General features: G+C 68.2%; 23 protein-coding genes and 1 tRNA gene. 14 read left to right on the top strand and 10 right to left on the bottom strand.

What is annotated here, in order from left to right; all coding sequences use genetic code 11:
• Nucleotides 1-118: 118 nt before the first annotated feature.
• The 4 genes from QZV84_RS01570 to QZV84_RS01555 all read right to left on the bottom strand — a co-directional run bounded on the left by QZV84_RS01570 (nt 119) and on the right by QZV84_RS01555 (nt 5,295).
• Nucleotides 119-1,222 (bottom strand): phosphate ABC transporter substrate-binding protein PstS, encoded by a 1,104-nt coding sequence (locus QZV84_RS01570; RefSeq protein WP_292824313.1) that lies wholly within the window; start codon nt 1,220-1,222, stop codon nt 119-121.
• Between the two features lie 209 nt (nt 1,223-1,431).
• Nucleotides 1,432-2,370, bottom strand: a complete 939-nt coding sequence (locus QZV84_RS01565; RefSeq protein ID WP_292824311.1) for an NUDIX domain-containing protein — start codon at nt 2,368-2,370, stop codon at nt 1,432-1,434.
• A complete protein-coding gene (locus tag QZV84_RS01560; protein ID WP_292824308.1) occupies nt 2,367-4,532 on the bottom strand; it encodes an RNA degradosome polyphosphate kinase in 2,166 nt (721 codons plus the stop codon). The genes QZV84_RS01565 and QZV84_RS01560 overlap by 4 nt, the downstream gene beginning before the upstream one ends.
• A 64-nt stretch (nt 4,533-4,596) precedes the next feature.
• On the bottom strand, nt 4,597-5,295 hold the full coding sequence (locus QZV84_RS01555; RefSeq protein WP_292824305.1) for a response regulator transcription factor: 699 nt from the start codon (nt 5,293-5,295) through the stop codon (nt 4,597-4,599).
• 143 nt (nt 5,296-5,438) lie between these two features.
• Here QZV84_RS01555 and QZV84_RS01550 point away from each other — a divergent pair, with 143 nt between their 5' ends.
• The 4 genes from QZV84_RS01550 to QZV84_RS01535 all read left to right on the top strand — a co-directional run bounded on the left by QZV84_RS01550 (nt 5,439) and on the right by QZV84_RS01535 (nt 8,481).
• Complete coding sequence (locus QZV84_RS01550; protein WP_292824302.1) at nt 5,439-5,729, top strand: hypothetical protein; 291 nt, start codon at nt 5,439-5,441, stop codon at nt 5,727-5,729.
• A gap of 136 nt (nt 5,730-5,865) precedes the next feature.
• Entirely contained in the window at nt 5,866-6,489 is a 624-nt protein-coding gene (locus QZV84_RS01545) for an FABP family protein (protein ID WP_292824299.1), read from the top strand.
• Nucleotides 6,489-7,589, top strand: a complete 1,101-nt coding sequence (locus QZV84_RS01540; protein WP_292824296.1) for a glycine cleavage T C-terminal barrel domain-containing protein — start codon at nt 6,489-6,491, stop codon at nt 7,587-7,589. Before QZV84_RS01545 ends, QZV84_RS01540 begins: the two co-directional genes overlap by 1 nt.
• Nucleotides 7,590-7,731: 142 nt before the next feature.
• The gene (locus tag QZV84_RS01535) at nt 7,732-8,481 is read left to right on the top strand and encodes a phosphoglyceromutase (RefSeq protein ID WP_292824293.1); all 750 of its coding nucleotides are present in this window, start codon (nt 7,732-7,734) and stop codon (nt 8,479-8,481) included.
• A 7-nt stretch (nt 8,482-8,488) separates the two neighbouring features.
• Here QZV84_RS01535 and phoU read toward each other — a convergent pair whose 3' ends face one another.
• Nucleotides 8,489-9,163, bottom strand: a complete 675-nt coding sequence (phoU, locus tag QZV84_RS01530) for a phosphate signaling complex protein PhoU (protein WP_292824290.1) — start codon at nt 9,161-9,163, stop codon at nt 8,489-8,491.
• 167 nt (nt 9,164-9,330) lie between these two features.
• On the opposite strand from phoU, the gene QZV84_RS01525 reads away from it, so the two are divergent.
• Nucleotides 9,331-10,545, top strand: coding sequence for an ATP-binding protein (locus QZV84_RS01525; protein WP_292824288.1), 1,215 nt, complete (start codon nt 9,331-9,333; stop codon nt 10,543-10,545).
• Complete coding sequence (locus tag QZV84_RS01520; RefSeq protein WP_292824285.1) at nt 10,542-11,225, top strand: response regulator transcription factor; 684 nt, start codon at nt 10,542-10,544, stop codon at nt 11,223-11,225. Before QZV84_RS01525 ends, QZV84_RS01520 begins: the two co-directional genes overlap by 4 nt.
• 21 nt (nt 11,226-11,246) lie before the next feature.
• Here the strand turns inward: QZV84_RS01520 and QZV84_RS01515 are convergent, their stop codons facing one another.
• The gene (locus QZV84_RS01515; protein ID WP_292824282.1) at nt 11,247-11,678 is read right to left on the bottom strand and encodes a DNA modification methylase; all 432 of its coding nucleotides are present in this window, start codon (nt 11,676-11,678) and stop codon (nt 11,247-11,249) included.
• Between the two features lie 188 nt (nt 11,679-11,866).
• On the opposite strand from QZV84_RS01515, the gene QZV84_RS01510 reads away from it, so the two are divergent.
• A complete protein-coding gene (locus QZV84_RS01510) occupies nt 11,867-12,349 on the top strand; it encodes a CarD family transcriptional regulator (RefSeq protein ID WP_292824279.1) in 483 nt (160 codons plus the stop codon).
• A 21-nt stretch (nt 12,350-12,370) separates the two neighbouring features.
• A complete protein-coding gene (ispD, locus tag QZV84_RS01505) occupies nt 12,371-13,576 on the top strand; it encodes a 2-C-methyl-D-erythritol 4-phosphate cytidylyltransferase (protein ID WP_292824276.1) in 1,206 nt (401 codons plus the stop codon).
• A gap of 62 nt (nt 13,577-13,638) precedes the next feature.
• Here the strand turns inward: ispD and QZV84_RS01500 are convergent, their stop codons facing one another.
• On the bottom strand, nt 13,639-14,577 hold the full coding sequence (locus tag QZV84_RS01500; protein ID WP_292824273.1) for an EamA family transporter: 939 nt from the start codon (nt 14,575-14,577) through the stop codon (nt 13,639-13,641).
• 107 nt (nt 14,578-14,684) lie between these two features.
• Between QZV84_RS01500 and cysS the strand changes: the two genes are divergently transcribed.
• The 3 genes from cysS to QZV84_RS01485 all read left to right on the top strand — a co-directional run bounded on the left by cysS (nt 14,685) and on the right by QZV84_RS01485 (nt 17,823).
• Entirely contained in the window at nt 14,685-16,109 is a 1,425-nt protein-coding gene (gene cysS / locus QZV84_RS01495; protein WP_292824270.1) for a cysteine--tRNA ligase, read from the top strand.
• Nucleotides 16,099-17,094 (top strand): 23S rRNA (guanosine(2251)-2'-O)-methyltransferase RlmB, encoded by a 996-nt coding sequence (gene rlmB, locus QZV84_RS01490; RefSeq protein ID WP_292824267.1) that lies wholly within the window; start codon nt 16,099-16,101, stop codon nt 17,092-17,094. The genes cysS and rlmB overlap by 11 nt, the downstream gene beginning before the upstream one ends.
• Nucleotides 17,095-17,181: 87 nt before the next feature.
• Complete coding sequence (locus QZV84_RS01485) at nt 17,182-17,823, top strand: NAD(P)H-binding protein (RefSeq protein WP_292824263.1); 642 nt, start codon at nt 17,182-17,184, stop codon at nt 17,821-17,823.
• Between the two features lie 48 nt (nt 17,824-17,871).
• Here QZV84_RS01485 and QZV84_RS01480 read toward each other — a convergent pair whose 3' ends face one another.
• Both QZV84_RS01480 and ugpC read right to left on the bottom strand, forming a co-directional pair.
• Nucleotides 17,872-19,182, bottom strand: coding sequence for a DUF4032 domain-containing protein (locus QZV84_RS01480; RefSeq protein WP_292824260.1), 1,311 nt, complete (start codon nt 19,180-19,182; stop codon nt 17,872-17,874).
• Between the two features lie 88 nt (nt 19,183-19,270).
• Nucleotides 19,271-20,377, bottom strand: coding sequence for a sn-glycerol-3-phosphate ABC transporter ATP-binding protein UgpC (gene ugpC / locus QZV84_RS01475; RefSeq protein ID WP_292824257.1), 1,107 nt, complete (start codon nt 20,375-20,377; stop codon nt 19,271-19,273).
• 223 nt (nt 20,378-20,600) lie between these two features.
• Here ugpC and QZV84_RS01470 point away from each other — a divergent pair, with 223 nt between their 5' ends.
• The 3 genes from QZV84_RS01470 (at nt 20,601) to QZV84_RS01460 (ending at nt 22,525) form a co-directional block, all read left to right on the top strand.
• The gene (locus QZV84_RS01470) at nt 20,601-21,575 is read left to right on the top strand and encodes a thioredoxin domain-containing protein (protein ID WP_292824254.1); all 975 of its coding nucleotides are present in this window, start codon (nt 20,601-20,603) and stop codon (nt 21,573-21,575) included.
• Between the two features lie 42 nt (nt 21,576-21,617).
• Nucleotides 21,618-21,693: transfer RNA gene (locus tag QZV84_RS01465), tRNA-Thr, on the top strand.
• Nucleotides 21,694-22,234: 541 nt separating this feature from the next.
• Nucleotides 22,235-22,525, top strand: coding sequence for an Ltp family lipoprotein (locus tag QZV84_RS01460; protein ID WP_292824251.1), 291 nt, complete (start codon nt 22,235-22,237; stop codon nt 22,523-22,525).
• A gap of 147 nt (nt 22,526-22,672) precedes the next feature.
• Here the strand turns inward: QZV84_RS01460 and QZV84_RS01455 are convergent.
• The coding region (locus QZV84_RS01455; RefSeq protein ID WP_292824248.1) for a hypothetical protein at nt 22,673-22,881 on the bottom strand (209 nt) is incomplete at its 5' end.

Below are 22,881 nucleotides of genomic sequence, written 5' to 3'. Positions count from 1 at the left end.
GGCCTTGACGGCCGGGGGAGCGGTGGTGGTCATCTCATCCTGTTTCGGGTGTGTGTGGATGTGTCGCGGACAGGTGCCCGGCCCGCAGGGTCGACTGCGGAACCGGGCACCCGAGTCGCTACGGGACGACGATCAGATCGACCGCTGCCTGCATCGCCTCACGCTGGGTGTCCGAGATCGGCGCGCTGCCGGCTGCTGCCGCCGACGCGTCCTGACCCTCGGGGCTGATCACGTAGTTCAGGAAGCCCTTCACGAGAGGTGCGATGTCAGCGTCCACGTATTCCTCGCACGCGATGCTGTACGCGACGAGCACGATCGGGTAGGCGGGCTCGTCGGGCGTGCGGTCCAGTTCGATCGTGAGGTCACCCGCGGTGCGTCCTTCTTCCAGCGGCGAAAGGTCGACGATCGCAGCGGCAGCCTCGGGCGAGAACGGCACGAACTCTTCGCCGATCTGCACTGCCACGGTGCCGAAGCCTTCGGCGCGCGATGCGTCGGCATAGGTGACCGTACCCTGGCCGCCTTCGACGGCGGCCACGACGCCGGAGGTGCCCTGTGCAGCCTCGCCGGACTGCAGCGGCCATTCGCCGTCAGCCTCGTAGGTCCACACCTCGGGGGCGGCCTGTGCGAGGTAGTCGGTGAAGTTCTCGGTCGTGCCCGAGTCGTCGGCGCGGTGCACCGGCGTGACGGCGAGGTCCGGCAGGGTGACGTCCGGGTTGAGCGCGGCGATCGCCGGGTCGTTCCAGTTGGTGATCGTGCCGGCGAACAGGCCCGCGATGGTCGCGGCGTCCATGTTCAGCGTGTCGATGCCCTCGATGTTGAAGATGACGGCGATCGGCGAGATGTAGGCCGGGAGCTGGAGGATGCCGGTGCCCTCGACGCAGCCGTCGAACGGTCCTGCGGCGATCTCCTCGACCGTGAAGGCACGGTCGGAGCCTGCGTAGGGGAATGCGCCGGCCTGGAACGACTCGCGACCTGCGCCGGAACCGACCGGGTCGTAGGTCACCGTGACGTCGGGGTTCGCGGTCTGGAAACCGGCTGCCCACGCCTGGACTCCGACCTCCTGAGCCGATGAGCCGCCACCGGCGAGTTCGCCGGAGAGGACGGGTGCGCCCGGGTCTGCGGAGGCGTCTGGCGCGCCACCCTCGTTCGAGGCGCAAGCGGAGAGTGCGAGGGCCGCGATCGCGCCGATGGCGCCGATCTTGGCAATTCGGGTGAGCTTCACTGTGAATCCTTCACGATTGTCAGGTTGCGTGCCCGGTGCGGGGCACGCACTGACCCTAGACATCGAGCCTTAAGAGACTGGGCGATGCCGGTGAACGGCAGGTGAACGGGGGGAGGGCAAGGCACGGCTGGGCAGATCTCGATACATTCGCTGCTCGCTCATTCGTCGTCGGCGCCTCAACGCTGCTTCGCGGCATCGACCCGTCGCGACTAGATCTTGGGAGTGTGCGTCTCGATCGCGACGATTCCGGAGCCGGGGTTGTCGATCGAGAGGTGCACGACCGAGAACGCGCCGGCCTCCAGTGCCGACGCGCTGCCCAGGTAGGAACCGCGCAGAGTGCCCGTGGCCAGAGCGATCTCGGTCAGGATCTCGGGAATCACCGGTCCGTGGCTGCACAGCACGGCGGGTTTTCGTGTCCTGACACGCTCGCCGACGATCGTGCGGGCATCCGATGTGCCGTTCTCCCACGCGTCCTGACTGATCAGCGAGGTCTTCTCGATCTTGCGGCCGAGCGCCGCCGACAGCGGTGCGACGGTTTTGACGCACCGTGTCGCAGAGCTGGAGACGATCTTTCGGGCGCCGAAGGCGAGGAGCGGACCGACGATGGAGTTCGCCTGCTTCTTACCGCGTGGGGCGAGCGGACGGGCGGCGTCCTTCCCGTCCCATTCCTCGCGCGAGACAGCCTTGGCGTGCCGCAGGGCGATGATCGGGAACGTCCGCAGCACTCCCTCATCGACCAGGCGCGTGAAGTGCTCGATGATCTCCATATCGACGGGGTAGCTCAGTCGCGCGGCCGCCTTCTTGAGCGGGACCCATTCGAGAGCCGCGATCTCCTTGTTGGGCACGAAGGCGGACGCGCGGATAGCGGCATCCGTCGCCTCGGCGGCCCAGTAGTGCACGATCTTCTGCAGCTTGTTCGGCATGAAGTACCGCGAGACGCCGACCGGGACTCCCAGGCTCACCCGGATGCCCGTCTCTTCGAAGATCTCGCGGGCGGCCGTCTCGGCGAGCATCTCGCCCGGATCGACCTTGCCCTTGGGGAGGGTGACGTCGCGGTACTGGGTGCGGTGTATCAGCAGCACGAGGAGCTTCTCCTCGAGGACGCGCCACAGCACACCGCCCGCCGCGTAGACGGCGGTCTCGGTCATCGTGCCGTCCGCGATCGACGACGGCGCTGGACGTCGGTCATCGTCCGATCCTGGATGTCGACCAGCGGCTTGCCGGCCTCATCCAGGCTGTGCCGCGTCCACGTGCCGTCGGAGCCGAGCCACCAAGAGCTGGTCGTGTCGCTCATCGCGAGTTCGAACAGATCGGAGAGCTCTGTGAGGTGCGGCGGTGCGATCACGCGCACGAGCGCCTCGACGCGGCGATCGAGGTTGCGGTGCATCATGTCGGCGCTGCCGATGTAGACCTGGGGGTAGCCGTCGTTGTGGAACATGAAGATGCGCGAGTGCTCGAGATAGCGCCCCAGGATGCTGCGCACCTTGATGTTCTCGCTGACGCCGGCCACGCCCGGCTTGAGAGAGCAGATGCCGCGCACCCACACCTCGACCGGAACGCCCGCCTGGCTCGCGCGGTAGAGCGCGTCGATGATCTGCTCGTCGACCATCGAGTTGACCTTGATGCGGATGCTGGAGGGCATGCCCGCGAGCGCGTTGCGGCGCTCATTCTCGATGAGCCGCAGAAGGCCCTTGCGTAGGTGCAGCGGCGCCACGAGCAGGCGCTTGAACTTCTTCTCGATCGCATAGCCGGACAGTTCGTTGAACAGGCGCGTGAGATCGCGGCCGACCTGGTCGTCGACCGTGAACAGGCCGAAGTCTTCGTAGATGCGACTGGTCTTGGGGTTGTAGTTGCCCGTGCCGACGTGGCTGTAGTGGCGTAGTCTGCCTTCTTCCTCGCGGATCACGAGGGCGAGCTTGCAGTGGGTCTTCAGGCCCACGAGCCCGTAGACGACGTGCACGCCCGCCTTCTCGAGCTTGCGAGCCCACACGATGTTGGCGGCTTCGTCGAAGCGGGCCTTCACCTCGACGAGGGCGAGCACCTGCTTGCCGGCCTCGGCCGCATCGATGAGCGACTGCACGATCGGGCTGTCGCCCGACGTGCGGTACAGCGTCTGCTTGATGGCCAGCACATGCGGGTCTTTGGCCGCCTGCTCGAGGAACGCCTGCACGCTCGTCGCGAACGACTCGTATGGGTGGTGGACGAGCACGTCGGCGCGCCGGATCGCGGCAAAGATGTCGGCTCGCTCGCTCTGCTCCCCTGGCTGGAAGGCGAGTGCCGTCGTGGGCACATGAGCCGGGTAGTGCAGCTCTGGCCGGTCGATCTTGGCGAGATCGAACAGACCGCGCAGGTCGAGCGAGCCGGGCAGGCGGTATACCTCCTGCGTGGTGATGTCGAGTTCGCTGATCAGCAGGTCGAGTGTGAGGTCGTCCATGTCGTCGCCGACCTCGAGCCGGATCGGAGGTCCGAACCGGCGGCGCAGGAGCTCGGCCTCGAGCGCTTGGATGAGGTTCTCGGTCTCGTCCTCCTCGATCACGACGTCCTCGTTGCGGGTGAGTCGGAACGCGTGATGATCGAGGATCTCCATGCCCGGGAACAGGTCTTCGAGGTGATTCGCGATGAGTTCTTCGAGCGGCAGATAGCGCACGGTGTCACCGTGGCGCGAAACGTCCACGAATCGGGGGAGCATCGGCGGCACCTTGAGCCGGGCGAACTCCTGACGTCCGGTCTTGGCATTGCGGATGCGGATCGCGAGGTTGAGCGAAAGTCCCGAGATGTACGGGAACGGGTGCGCAGGGTCCACGGCCAGCGGCATCAGGACGGGGAAGATCTGCCGCTGGAAGTAATCCGACACGCGCGTGCGCTCGTCGTCCTCCAGCTGATCCCACGAGATGACCTCGATGCCGGCATCCGCCAGCGCCGGTCGCACCTGCGAGGTCCACGCGTCCGCGTGCCTCAGCTGCAGGGCGTGCGCGTCGGCGGAGATGTCGGCGAGCACCTCCTGAGGGGAGCGGCCCACGTTCGTCGGCACGGCCAGCCCCGTGACGATGCGGCGCTTCAGGCCGGCCACCCGCACCATGAAGAATTCGTCGAGGTTGCTTGCGAAGATCGCCAGGAAGTTGGCGCGCTCCAGAACCGGCAGCGCCGGGTCCTCGGCGAGCTCGAGCACACGCTGGTTGAACGCGAGCCAGCTCAGTTCGCGGTCGAGATAGCGGTTGTCGGGCAGCTGCGAGTCGAAGACCTCGGACAGGTCGAAGTCGTCGTCGTCCCCGTCTCCGAGGCCCGCGTCGAGCACGTCGTGTTCGATCATCCCCTCATCATTGCAGGGGAAGGTGACGTGCGTGTGAACGCTCGGATCGCTCCGCCGGGCCTCGCTAAGCGCCGGTGCGTTCGCGAGGCGCCGGCAGCTGGTCATCCTCGTAGACGTTGAAGCGATAGCCGACGTTGCGCACGGTGCCGATCAGCTGCTCGAGGTCGCCGAGCTTCGCGCGCAGACGCCGCACGTGCACATCGACGGTGCGGGTGCCGCCGAAGTAGTCGTAGCCCCACACCTCGCTGAGCAGCTGCTCGCGGGTGAACACGCGCGAGGGATGCGTGGCGAAGAAGTGCAGGAGCTGGAATTCCTTGTAGGTCAGGTCGAGCGGCTTGCCGTGGACCTTCGCGGAGTACGAGGACTCGTCGATCGTGATGCCGGATGTCTGGATGCGCGTGGAGATCGCGTCCTTGGACATCCGGCCGATCGCCAGCCGGATGCGCGCATCGACCTCGGCCGGGCCTGCCGTGACCAGGATCACGTCGTCCACGCCCCAGTCCGTCGAGACCGCCGTCAGGCCGCCCTCGGTGACCACGAGCAGCAGCGGAGCGTCGAGCCCGGTGGTGTTGAGGATCTTGCAGAGCGATTTCGCCCCGACCAGGTCCAGGCGCGCGTCGATGAAGATGATGTCGGCGCTCGGCGCGTTGACCAGTTGCGCAGGCTCGGCAGGGATCTGCCGGACTCGGTGGCTCAGGAGCTCCAGCGAGGGCAGGACCAGACCGTCTCCGGGGGCGGAGCTCAGAACGAGAAGCTGTGCCAAAAACGCCGTCCTCCCGGCGCAGGGAAGCGCCGTTGATCCAGTTTAGGGCTTGGCGGGCGGTCGATTCGATCCGGATGTCCTCCGGGGCGGCTCAGGACCGTCGATGCCGCCCATGCGCGCCCGAGTTGAGGGAGAATGGGCCCGTGACCACCCCGGAACTCGCCCCTCGCCGCACATTCGGCGGCGTGATCGCCGTCTGGGTGATCGCCGCCCTCATCGGCATCTCGATCGGCCTCTTCGTTCCGGAGGCGTGGCGGGCCGCGTGGCTCACGGTCGGCCTCGGCGGATGCCTGGTGCTCGCGTTCGCGATCCAGCTCTGGTTCGGCCGCTCGCAGGGCTTCATCGAGCGCGTCGCGGCCAGCGTCCTGGGTGCGCTGCTGGCGATGGGCGTCATCAGCCTCGGCTTCGGCTTGTCGGCGGTCGTTCCCGGGTAGACTCGCTGTATGGATCTCGTCGCGCTCGAACTGTTCTTCGTTGGGCTTCTCGCGCTCGCGTCGCTCGCGATCGTCTTCGTCTCCGGCGTCGTGATCAAGAACCTCTATCGCGGCCAGCGCTGACGGCGGTCGCGTCGTGTTCGACCTCCCCACGGACCTGCCCGCCGATCTCGTGCCACTGTCGTGGCTCATCGGCGTCTGGGAGGGCACCGGAGTCATCGACTACGAGGTCGGCGACCACCGATTCACGGGTGAGTTCATCCACCGCGTGAGCTTCAGCCACGACGGCGGCACGTATCTGAACTACGCCGCGAGTGCGTGGCTGCTCGACGACTCGCCGGCCTCCGACGAGGGCGAGCGGGCACGCACACCGCTCGTCTCCGAGATGGGCTACTGGCGCCTTTCCCGCACGGCCACCGACGCCGAAGCCGGCCCAGGGCTGCTTCCTCCGTTCGGCGCGCCGATCGCGCGGACCGCCGACGACGTCGAAGAGCTGCGCAATGCGGAAGGCGGCTTCGACATCGAGGTCTCGATCGTCCACTCCGACGGCATCAGCGAGCTGTACCTCGGCGCGATCCGCGGGCCGCGGATCGATATGGCCACCGACGCCGTCGTGCGCACGGCCGGCGCGAAGGTGTACGCGGCCGCCACACGCATGTACGGCCTCGTCGACGGACACCTGCTGTGGGCGTGGGACATCGCCGCGCTCGGCCGTGAGCTCTCCTCGCACGCCTCCGCACGCCTTGAGCGGGTCGACTGATGCCCGGTCCGTTCGCACGGGTCCCGGGCGCCGTCACCGACGAGTCCGGACTGCGCCACCTCGGCAACCCTCTCGGCGAGCAGCGGGCGCTCGCGGGCGGGGGGGCCGTCGCCCCTCTCGGCGATCGTGCCGTCCTCGCCGTCCCCGGCGAGGACCGGCTGTCGTGGCTCGACTCGCTCACCTCGCAGGCTCTCACCCTGCTCGTGCCGGGCGAGAGCACCGAGCTGCTCGTGCTGGATCCGCACGGACATGTGGAGCACGCGGCATCCGTCCTCGACGACGGCGAGACGACCTGGCTCATCACCGATCGGGGGGATGCCGGCGGGCTGCTGTCGTGGCTGCGCAAGATGCGCTTCCGACTGCGGGTGAACCCCCGCGACGCGAGCGAGGAGTACGCCGTCATCGGCGGCACGCCGACCGCGCTCGCCGCACTCACTCCCGCCGCGCCCGACGGTGTGCCGCTCGTCTGGACGGATCCGTGGCCGCACGTGAGCGTCGGCGGCTACGCGTACGCGGCCGCCGAGCCGCACCCGGGCGCCGAGCGCAATTGGGCCGAGGCGATCGTGTCGCGGGCCGAGGAGGAGCGCATCGCGGATGCCGCCGCGTCGGGCGGACTCGCCCTGGCCGGGCTCGTCGCCGTTGACGCCCTGCGCATCGCGGCATGGCGCCCGCGCTGGGCGAACGAGGTCGACGACCGCGCGCTCCCGCACGAATTGGACTGGCTGCGCACTGCGGTACATCTCGAGAAAGGCTGCTACCGCGGCCAGGAGACGGTCGCGAAGGTGCACAATCTCGGTCACCCGCCCCGGCGCATCGTCGCCCTTCAGCTCGACGGGAGCGATTCCGTGCTCCCGTCGCGCGGCGACGAGGTGTTGCTCGGCGAGAGCGCCGTTGGGGTCATCACCTCTGCAGCCCGCCACTTCGAGGAGGGCCCGATCGCGCTCGCCGTCGTGCGACGCGGCACCGCAGTCGACGCGGAATTCATCGTCCGCACCGAGGAGGGCGAGATCGTCGCGGCGCAAGAGGTCATCGTCCCGCCCGAGGCGGGGGCGACGGCGAACATCCCCCGGCTGCCCCGGCTCGGACGACGATCCGGCTGAGGAGGAGCCCTGGACGGACCTCGGAGCCGACGACGGCGCCAGTGCCGCCTCCCACCGCTGCACGGACCGAAGGTGACCATTGCCAGGCCGGACAGCAGCCCCTGCGCCGGGCGAGGCTCGCGTCGATCGCTATCATTGGCCCATGACCGCGCCCTACACGTTGATACTCCTCCGCCATGGCCAGAGCGTCTGGAACGAGCTCAACCTCTTCACCGGATGGGTCGATGTGAGACTCTCCGAGCGGGGCAAGTCCGAGGCCATCCGCGGCGGCGAGCTGCTCGCCGAAGCGGGACTGCTTCCCGACGTGCTGCATACCTCGGTGCTCAGCCGCGCGATCCAGACCGCGAACCTCGCCCTGGACGCAGCGGACCGTCTCTGGATCCCGGTGAAGCGCACCTGGCGCCTGAACGAGCGCCACTACGGCGCCCTCCAGGGCAAGGACAAGGCGCAGACCCTCGAAGAGTTCGGGCCCGAGCAGTTCATGCTGTGGCGCCGCTCGTTCGACGTGCCGCCCCCGCCCCTGGCCGACGATTCCGAGTTCAGCCAGGTGGGCGACCCGCGCTATGCCGGCATCGACGGCGAGGTCCCGCGCACCGAGTCGCTCAAGCTCGTGATCGACCGCTTCCTGCCCTACTGGGAGAGCGACATCGTTCCCGACCTGCGCGCCGGCAGGACCGTGCTCGTCACGGCTCACGGCAACTCGCTGCGCGGGCTCGTCAAGCACCTCGACGGCATCAGCGACGCCGATATCGCCGAGCTGAACATCCCCACCGGCATCCCGCTGGTCTACCGGCTCGACGAGAACCTCGAGCCGATCGGACCGGGGGAGTACCTCGACCCGGAGGCTGCCGCCGCAGGCGCCGCCGCAGTGGCGAGCCAGGGCAAGCAGTGATGCGACCCTACGGCCGGGGCACTTCGATCGTCTCGGTGTCGACGGTCCAGTCGCCGGTCGAGAGGTAGACGACCTTCTTCGAGACCGAGACCGCGTGGTCGGCGAAGCGCTCGAGGTAGCGGCTCGCGAGAGTGGCATCGACCGTCGCCGAGGCCTCGCCCTTCCAGCTGTCGCTGAGCACCTTCTCGAACACGCTGAGGTGCAGGTCGTCGAGCTTGTCGTCGTCGTTGCGGATCTCGTCTGCGAGAGCCTTGTCCTCGTTGCGCAGCAGTTCAGTGAGCTTGCGCGCCACCGCCACGTCGAGTTCGCCCATCTTCGTGAAGGTGGACTTCAGGCCCTTGGGGATGGCCCGCTCGGGGAAGCGCATGCGGGTCAGCTGGGCGATGTGCTCGGCGATGTCGCCCATGCGCTCGAGCGAGGCGCTGATGCGCAGAGCGCTCACGACGATGCGCAGATCACGGGCGACCGGCTGCTGGCGCGCGAGGATCTCGATCGCGAGCTCGTCGAGCGCGACCGCCTTGTCGTCGATGACCGCATCGGCCTCGATGACTTCTTCGGCCAGGGCGACATCGCTCGAACTGAAAGAGCGCGTGGCCTTCTCGATGGCGACGGTGACGAGTTCGGCGATCTCGACCAGACGTCCCTGGACATCCTCGAGGGATTGATGGAAGACCTCGCGCATTTGCAGCACCTTTCGTGTTCCGCATCAGGCACATCGCCTCGCGACCTGGCGATTCTCGCCACCGAAGGTTAACGAACGGTGCCGCGAGAGTGAATAGTACCGGGCCGCACCGCGGGGTCAGTGCCGCCTGACCGGGTCGGCATCGGCTCGCCCTCTACTCTGGAGCCATGGATACGACGCAGCTTGCGCTGCTCGCCCTGCTCCTGGGGGCGGTCGCCGGAGGCTCCGTCTCGATCGGGATCGCCGTCGCCCTGCGGGCGCGTGAGCGAGCTCGCGCCGAGATGTCGTCGAAGATTCCGGACGGCGTGCGCGAAGTGCTCCGTGCCATGGACGATGCGGCCGTCGTCGTCGACGCCTCCTCGACAGTGCTGGCGGCATCCGCTGCCGCTGTTGCGTTCCATCTCGCCGACGGGAGTGTTCTGCCCTCGGATGAGCTGCGCGGAATCGCCCGTCGTGCGCGCGCCGAGGAGTCGGTCGTCACCGCGACGATGCGGCTGCAGCGGGGCGCGCCTCCGGCGGAGCCCCGCCTGGTGGTCGTGCGCGCGTCCCGCATTTCACCGCGCTTGACCCTGCTGGTGATCCGCGACATCACCGAGCGCGAACGGATCGAGCAGATGCGTCGCGATTTCGTCGCGAACACGAGTCATGAGCTGAAGACCCCGGTCGGTGCGGTCAGTCTGCTGGCCGAGGCGATCGAGTCCGCCGCGGACGACCCCGACCAGGTGCGAAACTTCGCCGGCCGTCTCAGTGCCGAGGCCGCACGGCTCGCGCAGCTCACCTCGCGCATCATGAACCTCTCGCGACTGCAGGCGACGGATGAATTCACCGACGAGCGCGAGGTCGCCGTCGATGAGATCGTCGCTTCGGCTGCGGACGCCCATGTCATCGAGGCCGCCTCGGCCGGCGTGGAGATCGTGCGCGGGGGAGAGCGCGGCCTGTACGTGCGCGGCGACGCGCAAGTGCTGAGTGAGGCCGTCGGCAACCTGATCGCGAACGCGATCGCCTATTCACCGAAAGGCGCCAACGTCGGTGTGGGCGTCAAGGCCGTCGACGACATCGTGGAGATCGCCGTGACCGATCGCGGCATCGGCATCTCGGAAGGCGACCAGGAGCGCGTGTTCGAGCGCTTCTACCGTGCTGACCAGGCGCGATCCCGCCGCACGGGCGGGACCGGACTCGGGCTCGCGATCGTCAAGCACGCGGTGCAGCGCCATGGTGGAGAGGTGCGGCTGTGGTCGCGGCCCGGTCGCGGCTCCACCTTCACCATCCGCCTTCCGCTCATCACGCCCCCCGCAGACCAGGTGAAGCCGAAGCGGCGCCGCAAGAAGAAGAAGGCGACGTCGATCTCGGCATCCCCCAACACGAACGGAGCACCCGCATGACTCGTGTCCTCATCGTCGAGGACGAGCCGGATCTGGCCGATCCGCTCGCCTACCTGCTGCGCCGAGAGGGCTACGACGTCGAGATCGCCGAGGACGGACCGGCAGCCCTCTCGGCGTTCCGTGACCGCGGCGGCGACATCGTGCTGCTGGATCTGATGCTGCCGGGCATGTCGGGTACCGAGGTGTGCCGTCAGATACGTTCGAACTCCCGGGTGCCGATCATCATGCTGACCGCGAAGGACTCCGAGGTGGACATCGTCGTCGGGCTCGAGCTCGGCGCCGACGACTACGTCACCAAGCCGTACTCGGCTCGTGAACTGCTGGCGCGGATGCGTGCAGTGCTGCGCCGTCTCTCGCAGAACGAAGCGGACCTGGAGGACCACGTGCTCGACGCAGGACGCGTGGTGCTTGACATCGATCGCCACACCGTCGCGGTCGACGGGCGCGAGATAAACATGCCGCTCAAGGAATTCGAGCTGCTCGAAGTGCTCATGCGCAATGCCGGCCGCGTTCTCACGCGCGGGCAGCTGATCGATCGGGTCTGGGGCACCGACTACTTCGGCGATACCAAGACGCTCGACGTGCACATCAAGCGCATCCGCTCACGGATCGAGAAGCACCCGAGCGACCCGTCGATGCTCATGACCGTCCGTGGGCTCGGCTACCGGTTCGAGGGCTGAGGCCGTCGCACCGCACCGCGCTCAGGGCAGCAGGTCGCCGTAGTAGTCGAGCGAGCCGTCGAGGACGGGCACGTCGAACAGGATGCCGTCGCTGTCGCCGGACTGGAAGAACATCGGCAGGTTGGCACCCGGCTTCGTGTCGATCCCCTCGAGCAGCAGCGGGTCGGTCTCGGCCGTGCCGAGGCTCACCGTGGTGTTCGCGGGAACGCGGATCTTCTCCGCCGACTTCGACGAACCCTCGCCGTACTCGATGTTGAGGGTGTGCGCCTCGCTGGTGCCGTTGACGATCGCGGCGACGAGGTTTCCGTCGACGCCCTCCTCATCGCTGACGACGAGCACGTTGCGCACTTGAAGCGGCCCGGAATCGGGGATGTTCACGCCGTCGGACGGCGAGTACGGGATCATGGTCGCCTGCGTCGAGAGCATGGCGCAGCCACTTGTTCCAAGGGCCACGAGGGCTCCTAGGGCGAGCGACGCGATAAGGCGCGATTTCACGGGTCCTCCCGGGACGGATGACGGCATCTCCTAGCATTCTAGGGGTGCGCCGCCGGCGGTGCGGTGTGCCGCGCCAGGGGTGGGCGGCGAACCTTACCGCATCTTCGCCTGTGGTATCCTGGAGGTTGCCGGAAGGACATAACTCCATGCTTTTTGAGGTTGGCGAAACGGTCGTCTACCCCCATCACGGGGCCGCGACGATCATCGAAGTCAAAGACCGGGTCATCAAAGGTGAGACCAAGCGATATCTGAAGCTCAACGTCACCCAGGGTGATCTGATCATCGAGGTCCCGGCTGAGAACGTCGACCTCGTCGGCGTTCGCGACGTCATCGGCAAGGAAGGCCTCGACAAGGTCTTCGAGGTGTTGCGTGCGCCGTTCACCGAGGAGCCCACGAACTGGTCGCGCCGGTACAAGGCCAACCTCGAGAAGCTCGCCTCCGGCGATGTCATCAAGGTGAGCGAGGTCGTGCGCGACCTCTGGCGCCGCGACCAGGACCGCGGACTGTCCGCCGGTGAGAAGCGCATGCTCGCGAAGGCGAAGCAGATCCTGATCTCCGAGCTCGCGCTCGCCGAAAAGACCGACGAAGAGCAGGCCGGCGCGATCCTCGACGAGGTTCTGGCGTCTTGATCGAGCGGTAGCGTGACAGGCGTGAATATCACGCCTGTGCCGCGAATCGCGGTCATCGTCGTCGCGGCCGGGTCTGGAACACGTCTTGCCGCCGGCGCACCGAAGGCGTTCGTCGGCATCGACGAGCACACGATGCTTCGCCATGCCCTCACGCGCGTGCTCCAGGCGCCTGAGGCGCAGATCGTCATCGTGGCGCCCGCAGGCCGTGAGGGCGATGCGCTGACCGACGCGCTCGCCGCCGCCGGCGATCGCCGTGACCTCGTCTCGGTCGTCGCAGGCGGTTCATCGCGTCAGGCGTCGGTGGCCGCGGGGCTGAACGCACTCTGGGGCGACGTCGAGATCGTGCTGGTGCACGATGCCGCACGGGCCCTGACGCCCCCTGGCGTGTTCGAGCGCGTCATCGCCGCCGTCGATGCTGGTGGTGTCGGCGCTGTCCCCGTGCTGCCGGTGATCGATACGATCAAGCGCGTCGAGGACGCCCGTATCGTGGCCGCTGTCGAGCGCTCCGAGCTGTCGGCCGCGCAGACGCCGCAGGGCTTCCGTCGCGACATCCTGGATGCCGCCTATCGGGGCGCCGATCAGGACTTCACCGACGACGCCGCGCTGGTCGCGGCGGCCGGCCACAGCGTCGCCGTCGTGGAGGGCGATGCCCTCGCGTTCAAGATCACCACCCCCGCCGACCTCGAGCGTGCCCGATCACTCGTGGCGCGGCATCCGCTCCTGGCCTCAGCGGCGCATCTGGAGAACCCGACGCCCGCGCCCCGGGTCGGCGTCGGCACCGATGTGCACGCGTTCGGCGGTGAGGGCCCGCTGTGGCTCGCCGGACTCGAATGGCCCGGGGAGCCGGCACTCTCCGGCCACTCCGACGGCGACGCCGTCGCGCACGCGATCGTCGACGCGCTGCTTTCGGCGGCCGGGCTCGGCGATATCGGCACCCACTTCGGCACCGACCACCCCGAATACGCGGGCGCCCACGCGGCCGCGTTCCTCTCGCGCACCCTCGGGCTGCTCGGTGAGGCGGGCTGGCGCGTCGGCAACGTGGCGGTGCAAGTGCAGGCGAACCGTCCGCGCTTCAGCGCGCGCCGCGCCGAAGCCGAAGCGGTGCTGTCGACCGCGCTGGGCGGTGCGTCGGTGTCTGTCTCGGCGACCACCACCGACGGTCTCGGGTTCACTGGCCGCGGAGAGGGCGTCTCCGCATTCGCGATGGCGCTCGTCGTGCCGAGCTGAACCGGTCCCGCGGAGGGAGCGGGCCATGAACACCGAGAACGAGTCGTCGGTGCGAGGCACCCTCACCCCTCCACTGCGAACGGCGCCGGGTCGCGCGACGCACGCGAGCCCCAGGCGAGAAGCGCGAGCCCGGCGGCGAGGATCACGAGGCCGACGATCGCGAGCGCGGAGAGCCGCTCGCCGAGGACGACGATCCCCAGGACGCTGGCCGTGAGCGGCTCACCGAGGGTCAGGGTCGCGGCGGTCGCGGCGGTGAGGCCGCCCAGACCCCATGTGAACATCACATAGGCGATCGAGATGGTTGCCAGACCGAGCCACAGCGCCATCACCAATCCCGATGTGGTGCCGAGCCAGCTGAGATCGACGAACGGAAGCACGAACGCCGACACCACGGCCGAACTCGCCCCCATGGAACCCACCACCGTGAAGGGGTCCCAGCCCTCGTCCAGCAGGCGCCGCTGAGTGTTCGCGATCACGGCGAAGGTGGCGCCCGCGCCCACGCTGGCCAGCAGTCCGATCGGGTCGGTGCCGCCCCCGCCGCCGCCGGCGGCGGCGGCCTCGCCCCCGAAGCCGAGCAGCACGACGCCGACGGTCGCGAGCGCGGTTGCCATCATCCACGTCGTGCTGGGCATCCGGCGGGTCAGCACCCATTCCAGGAGCCCGGCGAGGATCGGTGCCGAGCCCAGCGCGACCACGGTGCCCACCGCCACGCCATTGCGCTCGGTTCCGAGGAAGAACAGCGGCTGGTACAGGGCGAGGCACAAGCCGGTCAGCACCATGAGACCGAGCGGACGGACGCCGAAGCCCGGCGCAGGCGCGGCGGTGTGGCGCGCGTGCCGGCGTGCGAGCACGAACGCGATGATCGCGAGCCCTGTGCCGCCGATCACCAGGCGGACGGCGCCGACCGACAGGGGAGTGGTGTCGTCGGGCCCGAGGGCCATCGATGTGCCTGTCGTCCCGAACAGCAGCGCCGCGGCGAGGACGGCGAGGACGTGGAGCACACTGTCATTGATACTGCATCCGGCTGGCGCCGCCGCGCCGCCACCGACCGATCGGCCCAAGGAGTCACGGCCAGGTTGGGCGGATGCCCCGCCGGTAGGCTGGTGCGGTGACACCCGGTACATCGCCTGTGAGGCTCTACGACACCAAAGCGCAGGCTCTGCGCGATTTCGTGCCGCTGGACCCTTCGAACGTGACGGTGTACGTCTGCGGACCGACCGTGCAATCCGGCCCCCACATCGGTCATCTTCGCGGTGCCCTGAGCTTCGACATCCTGCGGCGCTGGCTCGCGCACCGGTTCGGCCGGGTCACGTTCGTGCGCAACGTCACCGACATCGACGACAAGGTGCTCGCGAACGCGACTGATGTCGAGCCGTGGTGGGCGCTCGCGTACCGGATGGAGCTGGAGTTCTCGAAAGCGTATGCCGCGATCGGCATCGCGCCCCCGACGTACGAGCCGCGCGCGACCGCGTCCATCCCTCAGATGCAGGAGCTGATCGCGCGACTGGTCGAGGCGGGGCACGCGTATGCGGCGAACGGCGACGTGTACTTCGACGTGCGCTCGTGGTCCGCGTACGGCACGCTCACGCGGCAGTCGCTCGATGCGATGGAATCCGCCGCGGATGCCGACCCCCGCGGCAAGCGCGACCCGCGCGATTTCGCCCTGTGGAAGGGCGTCAAGCCCGGCGAGCCCGAAAGCGCGGCCTGGGCATCACCGTGGGGCCCGGGCCGGCCGGGATGGCACATCGAGTGCTCCGCCATGGCGCGCCGCTACCTCGGACCCGAGTTCGACATCCACGGTGGGGGACTCGATCTGCGCTTCCCGCACCACGAGAACGAACTGGCGCAGTCCACCGCGGCGGGCGACCCGTTCGCCCGCTACTGGGTGCACAACGGCCTGGTGACCGTCGGTGACCAGAAGATGTCGAAGTCGCTGGGCAACTTCCTGCTGGCCGAGGACGTGCTCCGCGAGCGGGATCCGCTCGTGGTCCGCTACGCGCTCGCGGCGGCGCACTACCGCTCGAGCCTCGACATCTCGGCATCCTCGTTCGACGAGGCCGAGATCGCCCTGGAGCGCATCCGAACCTTCCTCGAGCGCGCCGTGCGCACGCTCCAGGACGACTCCCGCGACCTGCGCCTGGCCGCCGTCGCACCCGAGCGTTTCGCCGCAGCCATGGACGACGACCTCGGCGTCCCCCAGGCGCTGGCCGTACTGCACGAGACGGTGCGGGCCGGCAACACGGCACTGGACGTGGGCGATCATCACGCGATGACCACGGCGTTCGCGGATGTGGCGATCATGACGGGCCTGCTCGGCATCGACCCGCTCGACCCGGCGTGGGGATCCGCGCCGACCCGTGCCGACGCCTCGGCTCTGGACGCACTCGTGCAGAGCCTGATCGCGCAGCGCGCCGATGCGCGCGCCGTCAAGGACTGGGCGGCAGCGGATCGCATCCGCGATGCGGTGGCCGCGGCGGGCATCACGCTCGAAGACACGAACGACGCAACGCATTGGAGTATTCATGGCCGGTAGCAAGCCCGGGCGCCCGGGCGCCAGCAAGGGCAAGAAGGGCCCCACGAAGGGCACGGGAGGCAAGAACAAGCGCTCGCTGGAAGGCCGCGGGCCGACGCCCAAGGCGGAGGACCGCGCCTGGCACCCCGCGGGCAAGCGCAAGGCCGCAGCCGAGCGCTATACGGCGGCCGGAGGCAAGGGCAAGCCTGCCGGTCAGGCGCAGTCGCGCCCGCGCGCGGCGAAGAAGGACGACGACACCGAAGTGGTCACCGGGCGCAACTCGGTGCTCGAGGCGCTGCGCGCCAAGATTCCCGCCACCGCGTTCTACATCGCCCAGCGCGTCGAGATGGACGACCGCGTCAAAGAGATGCTCTCCATCGCGACCCACCGCCAGATCCCGGTCATGGAGGTCACCCGCCCCGAGCTGGACCGCATGGCCGGCTTCGACGGCGTGCACCAGGGCGTCGCGCTCAAGGTGCCGCCGTACGAGTACGCGCACCCGCAGGACCTGCTCGAGGGCGTGATCGACAAGGGCCAGGTGCCGCTGTTCGTCGCGCTGGACGGCATCACGGATCCTCGCAACCTCGGCGCGATCATCCGCTCCACCGGCGCGTTCGGCGGTCACGGCGTCATCCTGCCGCAGCGGCGCTCGGCGAGCGTGAACAGCGCGGCGTGGAAGACGAGTGCCGGCGCTGCCGCGCGCATCCCCGTCGCGATCGCACCGAACCTCACCTCGACGCTCAAGGACTTCAAGAAGCAGGGCGTCTTCGTCCTCGGGCTCGACGGCGGCGGCGACGTCTCGCTGCCGGCGCTGGCGCTGGCCGACCGCCCCGTCGTGATCGTCGTGGGGTCCGAGGGCAAAGGGCTGTCCCGACTGGTCAGCGAGAACTGCGACCAGATCGTGTCCATCCCGATCGAGGCGGCCACCGAGTCGCTGAACGCCGGGATCGCGGCATCCGTCGCCCTCTACCAGGTCTCCATGCTGCGCGCGCACAAGAGCGACTGAGTCCCGAAGTCGTCACGTTTCATTCTCGGGAATGAAACTTCTCCGATCGCTCTTGCTGTCGACTACCCCCGTCGAAAGGAAAACACCATGGCACGCATCGCCGTCATCGGAGGAACCGGCTACGCCGGCCGCAACATCGTCGCCGAGGCGGTGAGCCGGGGGCACACGGTCGTCTCGGTCGCCCGCAGCGTGCCGGCTGAGCGCGTGGAGGGTGCCACCTACCTCGAAGGGACGCTGTTGGATGCGCCCAGTCTCGCCGCCGAGCTTCAGGGCGTCGACGTCGTCGTCTCGACCGTGCCCGCCCGCGGCGACATGGTCGGCCGTGTGCGCCCGGGCGTCGCCGAATTGGTCGCATCGCTTTCGCCTGACGTGCGCATCGGCGTGATCGGCGGCGCGGGCGGAAGCCTCGTCGCCGAAGGCGGCCCGCGGCTCGTCGACCTGGACTCGTTCACCGAGGAGTACAAGCCCGAGGCGCTCGAGGCGATCGGCATCCTCGAGGATCTCGAGAAGACGGATGCCGCGCGCGACTGGTTCTACATCCACCCGGCCGGCGGCTTCGGATCGTGGAACCCGGGCGAGCGCACCGGTGCCTACCGCGATGGCGGCGACGTCGTCGTGACGGATGCCGACGGCGAGTCGTACATCTCGGGACCGGACCTCGCGGTCGCGGTCGTCGACGAGATCGAGAGACCGAAGCACTCGCGCGAGCGCTTCACCATCGGATATTGACGCGGCTCGGATCAAGATCGAGGAGCGAGCCTGCGAGCGTATCGAGATTCAGACCAGGTCGCGCCAGTCGACGCCCTCGGCATCATCGTCTTCCTGCACGGGGATGTCGGCGGTGACGGCGGGCAGGGCCATCGTCTCGGTGGCCGGGCCCATCACGGTCGCCTCGTCGCGGCGATGGCTGAGAACATCGTCGATGTAGCTGGAGAGCACCTCGGCGAGCGGCACCGACTTGCCGCGCGCCTGCGACATGTACCAGCGGTGCTCGAGCACCTGGTGGAACACCTCGGCGGGCTCCAGCTTCGCCCTCAGGTCGAACGGGATGGCTTTCACCACCGGCTCGAAGACACGGGTCAGCCATTCGTGGGCGACCATCTGCTCGTCCTCGCCCAGCCGTGAGACGCGCGCGCGAAACTCATCGAGGTCGTTCAGCAGCCGGCGTGCCTGGTTCTCCTCGACGTCGAGTCCGGTGAGCCGGAGCAACCGGCGGGTGTGATGCCCAGCATCCACCACCTTCGGCTGGATCGACACCTTCGTGCCATCGGCCATGGCCTGGATCGACATCTCGCCGATGTCGAAACCGAGATCATTGAGGCGCTGCACGCGTTCGGTGATGCGCCACGACTCGTTCGGCGAGAACGCCTCCTCGTCGGTGAGTGCGGTCCACAATGAGCGGTACGACGACATGATGCCGTCGGCGAGCGCGACCGCGTCCACGCCGCCTTCGAGTCGCCCGCCCGCTTCGAGGTCCATGATCTCGCCCGCGATGTTCGTGCGCGCAACGTCGAGGTCGTGCTCGCGCTGGCCGCGGGTGAGCCCGCTCTCGTGCAGCTCACCGGTCTCGGCATCCACGAGGTAGGCGGCGAACGCCCCGGCATCCCGGCGGAAGAGCGTGTTGGACAGCGACACGTCGCCCCAGAAGAAGCCCACGTTGTGCAGCCGCACGAGCAGCACCGCGAGTGCGTCGACGAGGCGGCCCGCGGTATCGGGCCGCAGCACCTGGGTGAACAGCGCCCGGTAGGGGAGCGAGAACGTCAGGTGCGCGGTGACCAGTGCGGCCGGCAGCGGGTCGCCGCCGGCATCTTTGCGTCCGCCGATGACGGCGACGCGATCGACGCACGGTGCGTCGAGGCGGTCGAGGTTTCCGAGCATGTCATACTCGCGGCGGGCCATCTCCTCTGTCGTCTCCTTGATGGCGACGACCCGGCCGGAGAGGTTCGCGAAGCGGACGAGGTGCCGTGAGAGCCCCTTCGGCAGGAACACGATGGTGCTGCTGGGCCATTCGGCCAGCGGAGTCGACCAGGGGAGGGCCAGCAGACCGGGATCCACCGAACTCGCGGTGATGCTGAGTGCGTCTGGCACCTGGTACCCCGAAGGCGTCGTGGGAAAGTCGTGGAAGAGCGAACCGCGGCGCGGGGGTCAAGTGACCCTCCGCGCCGCAATCGCGATATCAGCTGCCCGCGATGACCGGAACGTCGTTCAGGCGTTCGCCCGTCTCGAGGTCGAACGCATGCACGTGACCGGGTGTTGCGGCGAGCGTGACCGTCTCACCCGCGTCGGGGTGACGGCGGCCGTCGACGCGGGCGACGATGTCGGTGCGCTGGCCGGCGATGTCGGTGTGGCCGTAGAGGTAGCCGTCGGCGCCGAGCTCCTCGACGAGGTCGATGACGACCGAGAGGCCCTTGCCATCGGCGGGGCCCACCATGATGTCCTCGGGGCGCACGCCGATCATGACCTGGCTGCCGTTCGCTCGGCCCACCGTGTCGCGGTCGAGGTGCACGACCTCTGAACCGAACTGCACTCCGCCCTCGGCGAGATCTGCCGGGAACAGGTTCATGGCGGGCGAGCCGATGAAGCCGGCGACGAACACGTTGTTCGGGCGCTCGTACAGGTCACGGGGCGTTCCCACCTGCTGCAGCAGTCCGTCCTTCAGCACCGCGATGCGGTCACCCATGGTGAGCGCCTCGGTCTGGTCGTGCGTGACGTACACGGTGGTGACGCCGAGGCGGCGCTGCAGCGACGCGATCTGCGTGCGCGTCTGCACGCGCAGCTTCGCATCGAGGTTCGACAGCGGCTCGTCCATGAGGAACACCTGCGGCTGGCGGACGATGGCGCGACCCATCGCGACGCGCTGACGCTGGCCGCCCGAGAGGGCTTTCGGCTTGCGGGTCAGGTAGTCCTCGAGGTCGAGGAGCTTGGCTGCCTCGAGCACGCGGGCAGCGCGCTCGTCCTTGCCGACGCCGGCGATCTTCAGGGCGAAACCCATGTTCTCGGCGACCGTCATGTGCGGGTACAGCGCGTAGTTCTGGAACACCATCGCGATGTCGCGGTCCTTCGGCGGAACGTCCGTGACGTCGCGCTCACCGATGAGGATGCGGCCGGAGTTGATCTCCTCGAGACCTGCGAGCATGCGCAGTGACGTGGACTTGCCGCATCCGGAGGGTCCGACCAGAACGAGGAATTCCCCGTCGCCGACCTCGAGGTTGAGCTTGTCGACGGCGGCGCGAGTGCCCCCGGGGTACAAGCGCGTCGCGTTTTCGAACGTGACTGACGCCATGATTCTCTTCTCCTTCACCGGCAGGTACGTGCCGGACGATCCGTAGTGATGGAATTTGCGGGGCGAACCGCACGCTCGTCGTTGGGCGTTCGTCAAGTATGACACGGGGCCTGCGCAGGCGTCGTCTGGGTATTTCCCAGCCTGCCTGGTTAGCATCGTCACGGTCGTCTCCCGTGCGACCACGCAGGGCCATCCCGGCCCGCAGTCCGTCCCGAGAGGTCCCATGTCGAGCGACGAGTCCCCGAACGTGCCCGCCGAGCGGGACCGCCGTCACGCGGTCCGCGAGAAGGCGCAGCAGGTTCAGGCCCAGCAGTCGCGAGCACGGGTCATCCGCACCACGACGATCGCCGCCGTCATCGTCGCGGTCGTCGCGATCGCCGCCGTCGTGGTCACCTGGGCGGTCACCTCGTCGGCGTCGCAGCCGCAGCTCAGCCCCACGAATGTCACGGACGACGGGTTCGTCGTCACGACGGTCTCCGGCGTCGGCTCTGCGACCGATTCCGGCGCGGTCGATGATGGGGCCGCCGCACAGTCGCTCGAAGCCGTGCCCGCGGAGACCCCCACGCCGACGCAGACGCCGACGGCGGCCGAGCAGCCCGTCGTGGACATCCGCGTCTACGTCGACTACCTCTCCACCGGTTCCCACGACTTCCAGGTCGCGAATGTGCAGCAGCTCTCGAAGTGGGTGAGCGAGGATGCTGCGACGCTGACTTATTACCCGGTCGCGATGCTGACTGCCAAATCGAACGGCACCAAGTACTCCCTCCGCGCCGCGAGCGCCGCCGCGTGCGTGGCCACTCACTCGCCTGGCGCGTTCTTCGCGTTCAACAACGCGCTTCTGACCGGACAGCCCGACGTCGACTCCGACGGCTACACCGACGTGGAACTGGCCAACATGGCGCAGGCATCCGGTGTCGAGTCCCCGAAGGTCGTGCGTTCCTGCATCGAGAAGCAGGCGTTCGCGGCGTGGGCGAAAGGCGCCACCGAGCGTGCACTGCAGGGTCTTCCCGACACGAAGGACGTCTCCCTGACCGGCACGCCCATGGTGCTGGTGAACGGCATCCCCTACGTCGGCGCTCTCGATGATCCGAAGGAGTTCGCGCAGTTCGTCCTCACGAGCGCGAGTGACGCCTACTACAGCACGCCCACTCCGACGGTGAGCCCGTCGCAGAGCGCGACGCCCACGCCGACTCCGTAGAGCCGGATGCCGCTCCATCGGCTTCGGTAGACTTCTGTACCTGCCGACTTGGCGCAATTGGTAGCGCACCTAACTTGTAATTAGGGGGTTACGGGTTCAAGTCCCGTAGTCGGCTCCACAAGAACCCCTGAGCGGCGCTGGTTTCCGGTCCGGGGTTCTGGGCGTCGTGCAACAAGCGTGCATCAGCGGATGGCTTCCGCCTGCCCTTGTGAGGGCTGTGGAGCGGCGCCGCCGAGTGCGACCAGTGAGCGGAGGAAGCCCGCGTCGTCGTGGCGTCGGCTGACAGTCTGCCGTTCATTCCGTGGGACGTTGGTCCCTGACTCCGACGAACTCATCCGATACTTTCGTGAAACAGGTCGGTTCCACTTGATGTGAACGAGTGCAGCGACCGGCATGAGGTGAGACCTCATCACGACTGCCAGCCTGGCCAATGTGACGAGTCCCGTGTGAGCATCCAGGTTCTGCTGGTGTGAGAACCAATGACGAAAGGCAGAGTCTTGCATAACAAGACCATCCCGGCGGCCCTCGCCGCCGTTGTTCTCGCTATCGCTCTCGCGGGATGCGGTGGTTCGCCCACACCCGACGCGCCAGCCCCGTCAACGCCCGCAGAGGAGGCCCCCACCCAATCGGAGGCGCCTGCGGAACCGTCAGCGCCAGAGATGACGCTCGAGCAGCAGAATGCCGTCGCCAAGGGTGAGCAGTACCTGGCCATCATGGGATTCTCCCGTTCCGGTCTCATAGCCCAACTAGAGTTCGAGGGCTTCCCCGTCGAAGTCGCGACATTCGCCGTGGACACCATCGCCCCCGATTGGAACGCCGAGGCTGCCGAGAAGGCACAGCAGTACCTCGACACCATGGCGTTCTCGCGTCAAGCGCTGATTGACCAACTGGTGTTCGATGGCTTCACGCCCGAAGAAGCTGAGTTCGGCGTGACCCAGGTCGGCCTCTAAACAGGAATCAGATACCAGCGGTCGCGCTTAAGGAGCGTCTGAAGGTACGTCGGGGACGACCCCGTCGCTCGATCAGCCCCAGGGTAGTCAGACCAGGACGCCGCACAGCGGGCAAGCCGGGGACGCCTGAACGGCGGCGAGGCAGGCTCAGCGGATATCGCGGCCCTCACTGGTCACGATGTCGGCGTCCCGTTTGGCGGTGCGATCCAGGGCGATGCCGCACCGGCTGAGAACGAACGGGGCATCGGCTGGGAAGTCGTGCGCGACGTGGACGTGATCCGACTCGCCCTCGATCACGAGTGTTACGGGTTCAAGTCCCGTAGTCGGCTCCATTCCGCTCCAGGTGCGCAGCGACC

It is taken from the genome of Microbacterium sp., from assembly GCF_011620715.1.
Classification (GTDB): Bacteria; Actinomycetota; Actinomycetes; order Actinomycetales; family Microbacteriaceae; genus Microbacterium.
The sequence above is the reverse complement of the archived record's forward strand: the minus strand, read 5'-3'. Positions and strand labels throughout refer to the sequence as shown.

What these genes read in the sequence shown, in the direction of transcription:
- QZV84_RS01540 (WP_292824296.1), top strand. Translation starts at nt 6,489, where the DNA reads ATGCCCGGTCCGTTCGCACGGGTCCCGGGCGCCGTCACCGACGAGTCC.
- QZV84_RS01565 (WP_292824311.1), bottom strand. Translation starts at nt 2,370, where the DNA reads ATGACCGAGACCGCCGTCTACGCGGCGGGCGGTGTGCTGTGGCGCGTC.
- QZV84_RS01520 (WP_292824285.1), top strand. Translation starts at nt 10,542, where the DNA reads ATGACTCGTGTCCTCATCGTCGAGGACGAGCCGGATCTGGCCGATCCG.
- QZV84_RS01525 (WP_292824288.1), top strand. Translation starts at nt 9,331, where the DNA reads ATGGATACGACGCAGCTTGCGCTGCTCGCCCTGCTCCTGGGGGCGGTC.
- QZV84_RS01460 (WP_292824251.1), top strand. Translation starts at nt 22,235, where the DNA reads ATGACGCTCGAGCAGCAGAATGCCGTCGCCAAGGGTGAGCAGTACCTG.
- QZV84_RS01485 (WP_292824263.1), top strand. Translation starts at nt 17,182, where the DNA reads ATGGCACGCATCGCCGTCATCGGAGGAACCGGCTACGCCGGCCGCAAC.
- QZV84_RS01470 (WP_292824254.1), top strand. Translation starts at nt 20,601, where the DNA reads ATGTCGAGCGACGAGTCCCCGAACGTGCCCGCCGAGCGGGACCGCCGT.
- ugpC (WP_292824257.1), bottom strand. Translation starts at nt 20,377, where the DNA reads ATGGCGTCAGTCACGTTCGAAAACGCGACGCGCTTGTACCCCGGGGGC.
- QZV84_RS01510 (WP_292824279.1), top strand. Translation starts at nt 11,867, where the DNA reads ATGCTTTTTGAGGTTGGCGAAACGGTCGTCTACCCCCATCACGGGGCC.
- rlmB (WP_292824267.1), top strand. Translation starts at nt 16,099, where the DNA reads ATGGCCGGTAGCAAGCCCGGGCGCCCGGGCGCCAGCAAGGGCAAGAAG.
- phoU (WP_292824290.1), bottom strand. Translation starts at nt 9,163, where the DNA reads ATGCGCGAGGTCTTCCATCAATCCCTCGAGGATGTCCAGGGACGTCTG.
- QZV84_RS01535 (WP_292824293.1), top strand. Translation starts at nt 7,732, where the DNA reads ATGACCGCGCCCTACACGTTGATACTCCTCCGCCATGGCCAGAGCGTC.
- QZV84_RS01560 (WP_292824308.1), bottom strand. Translation starts at nt 4,532, where the DNA reads ATGATCGAACACGACGTGCTCGACGCGGGCCTCGGAGACGGGGACGAC.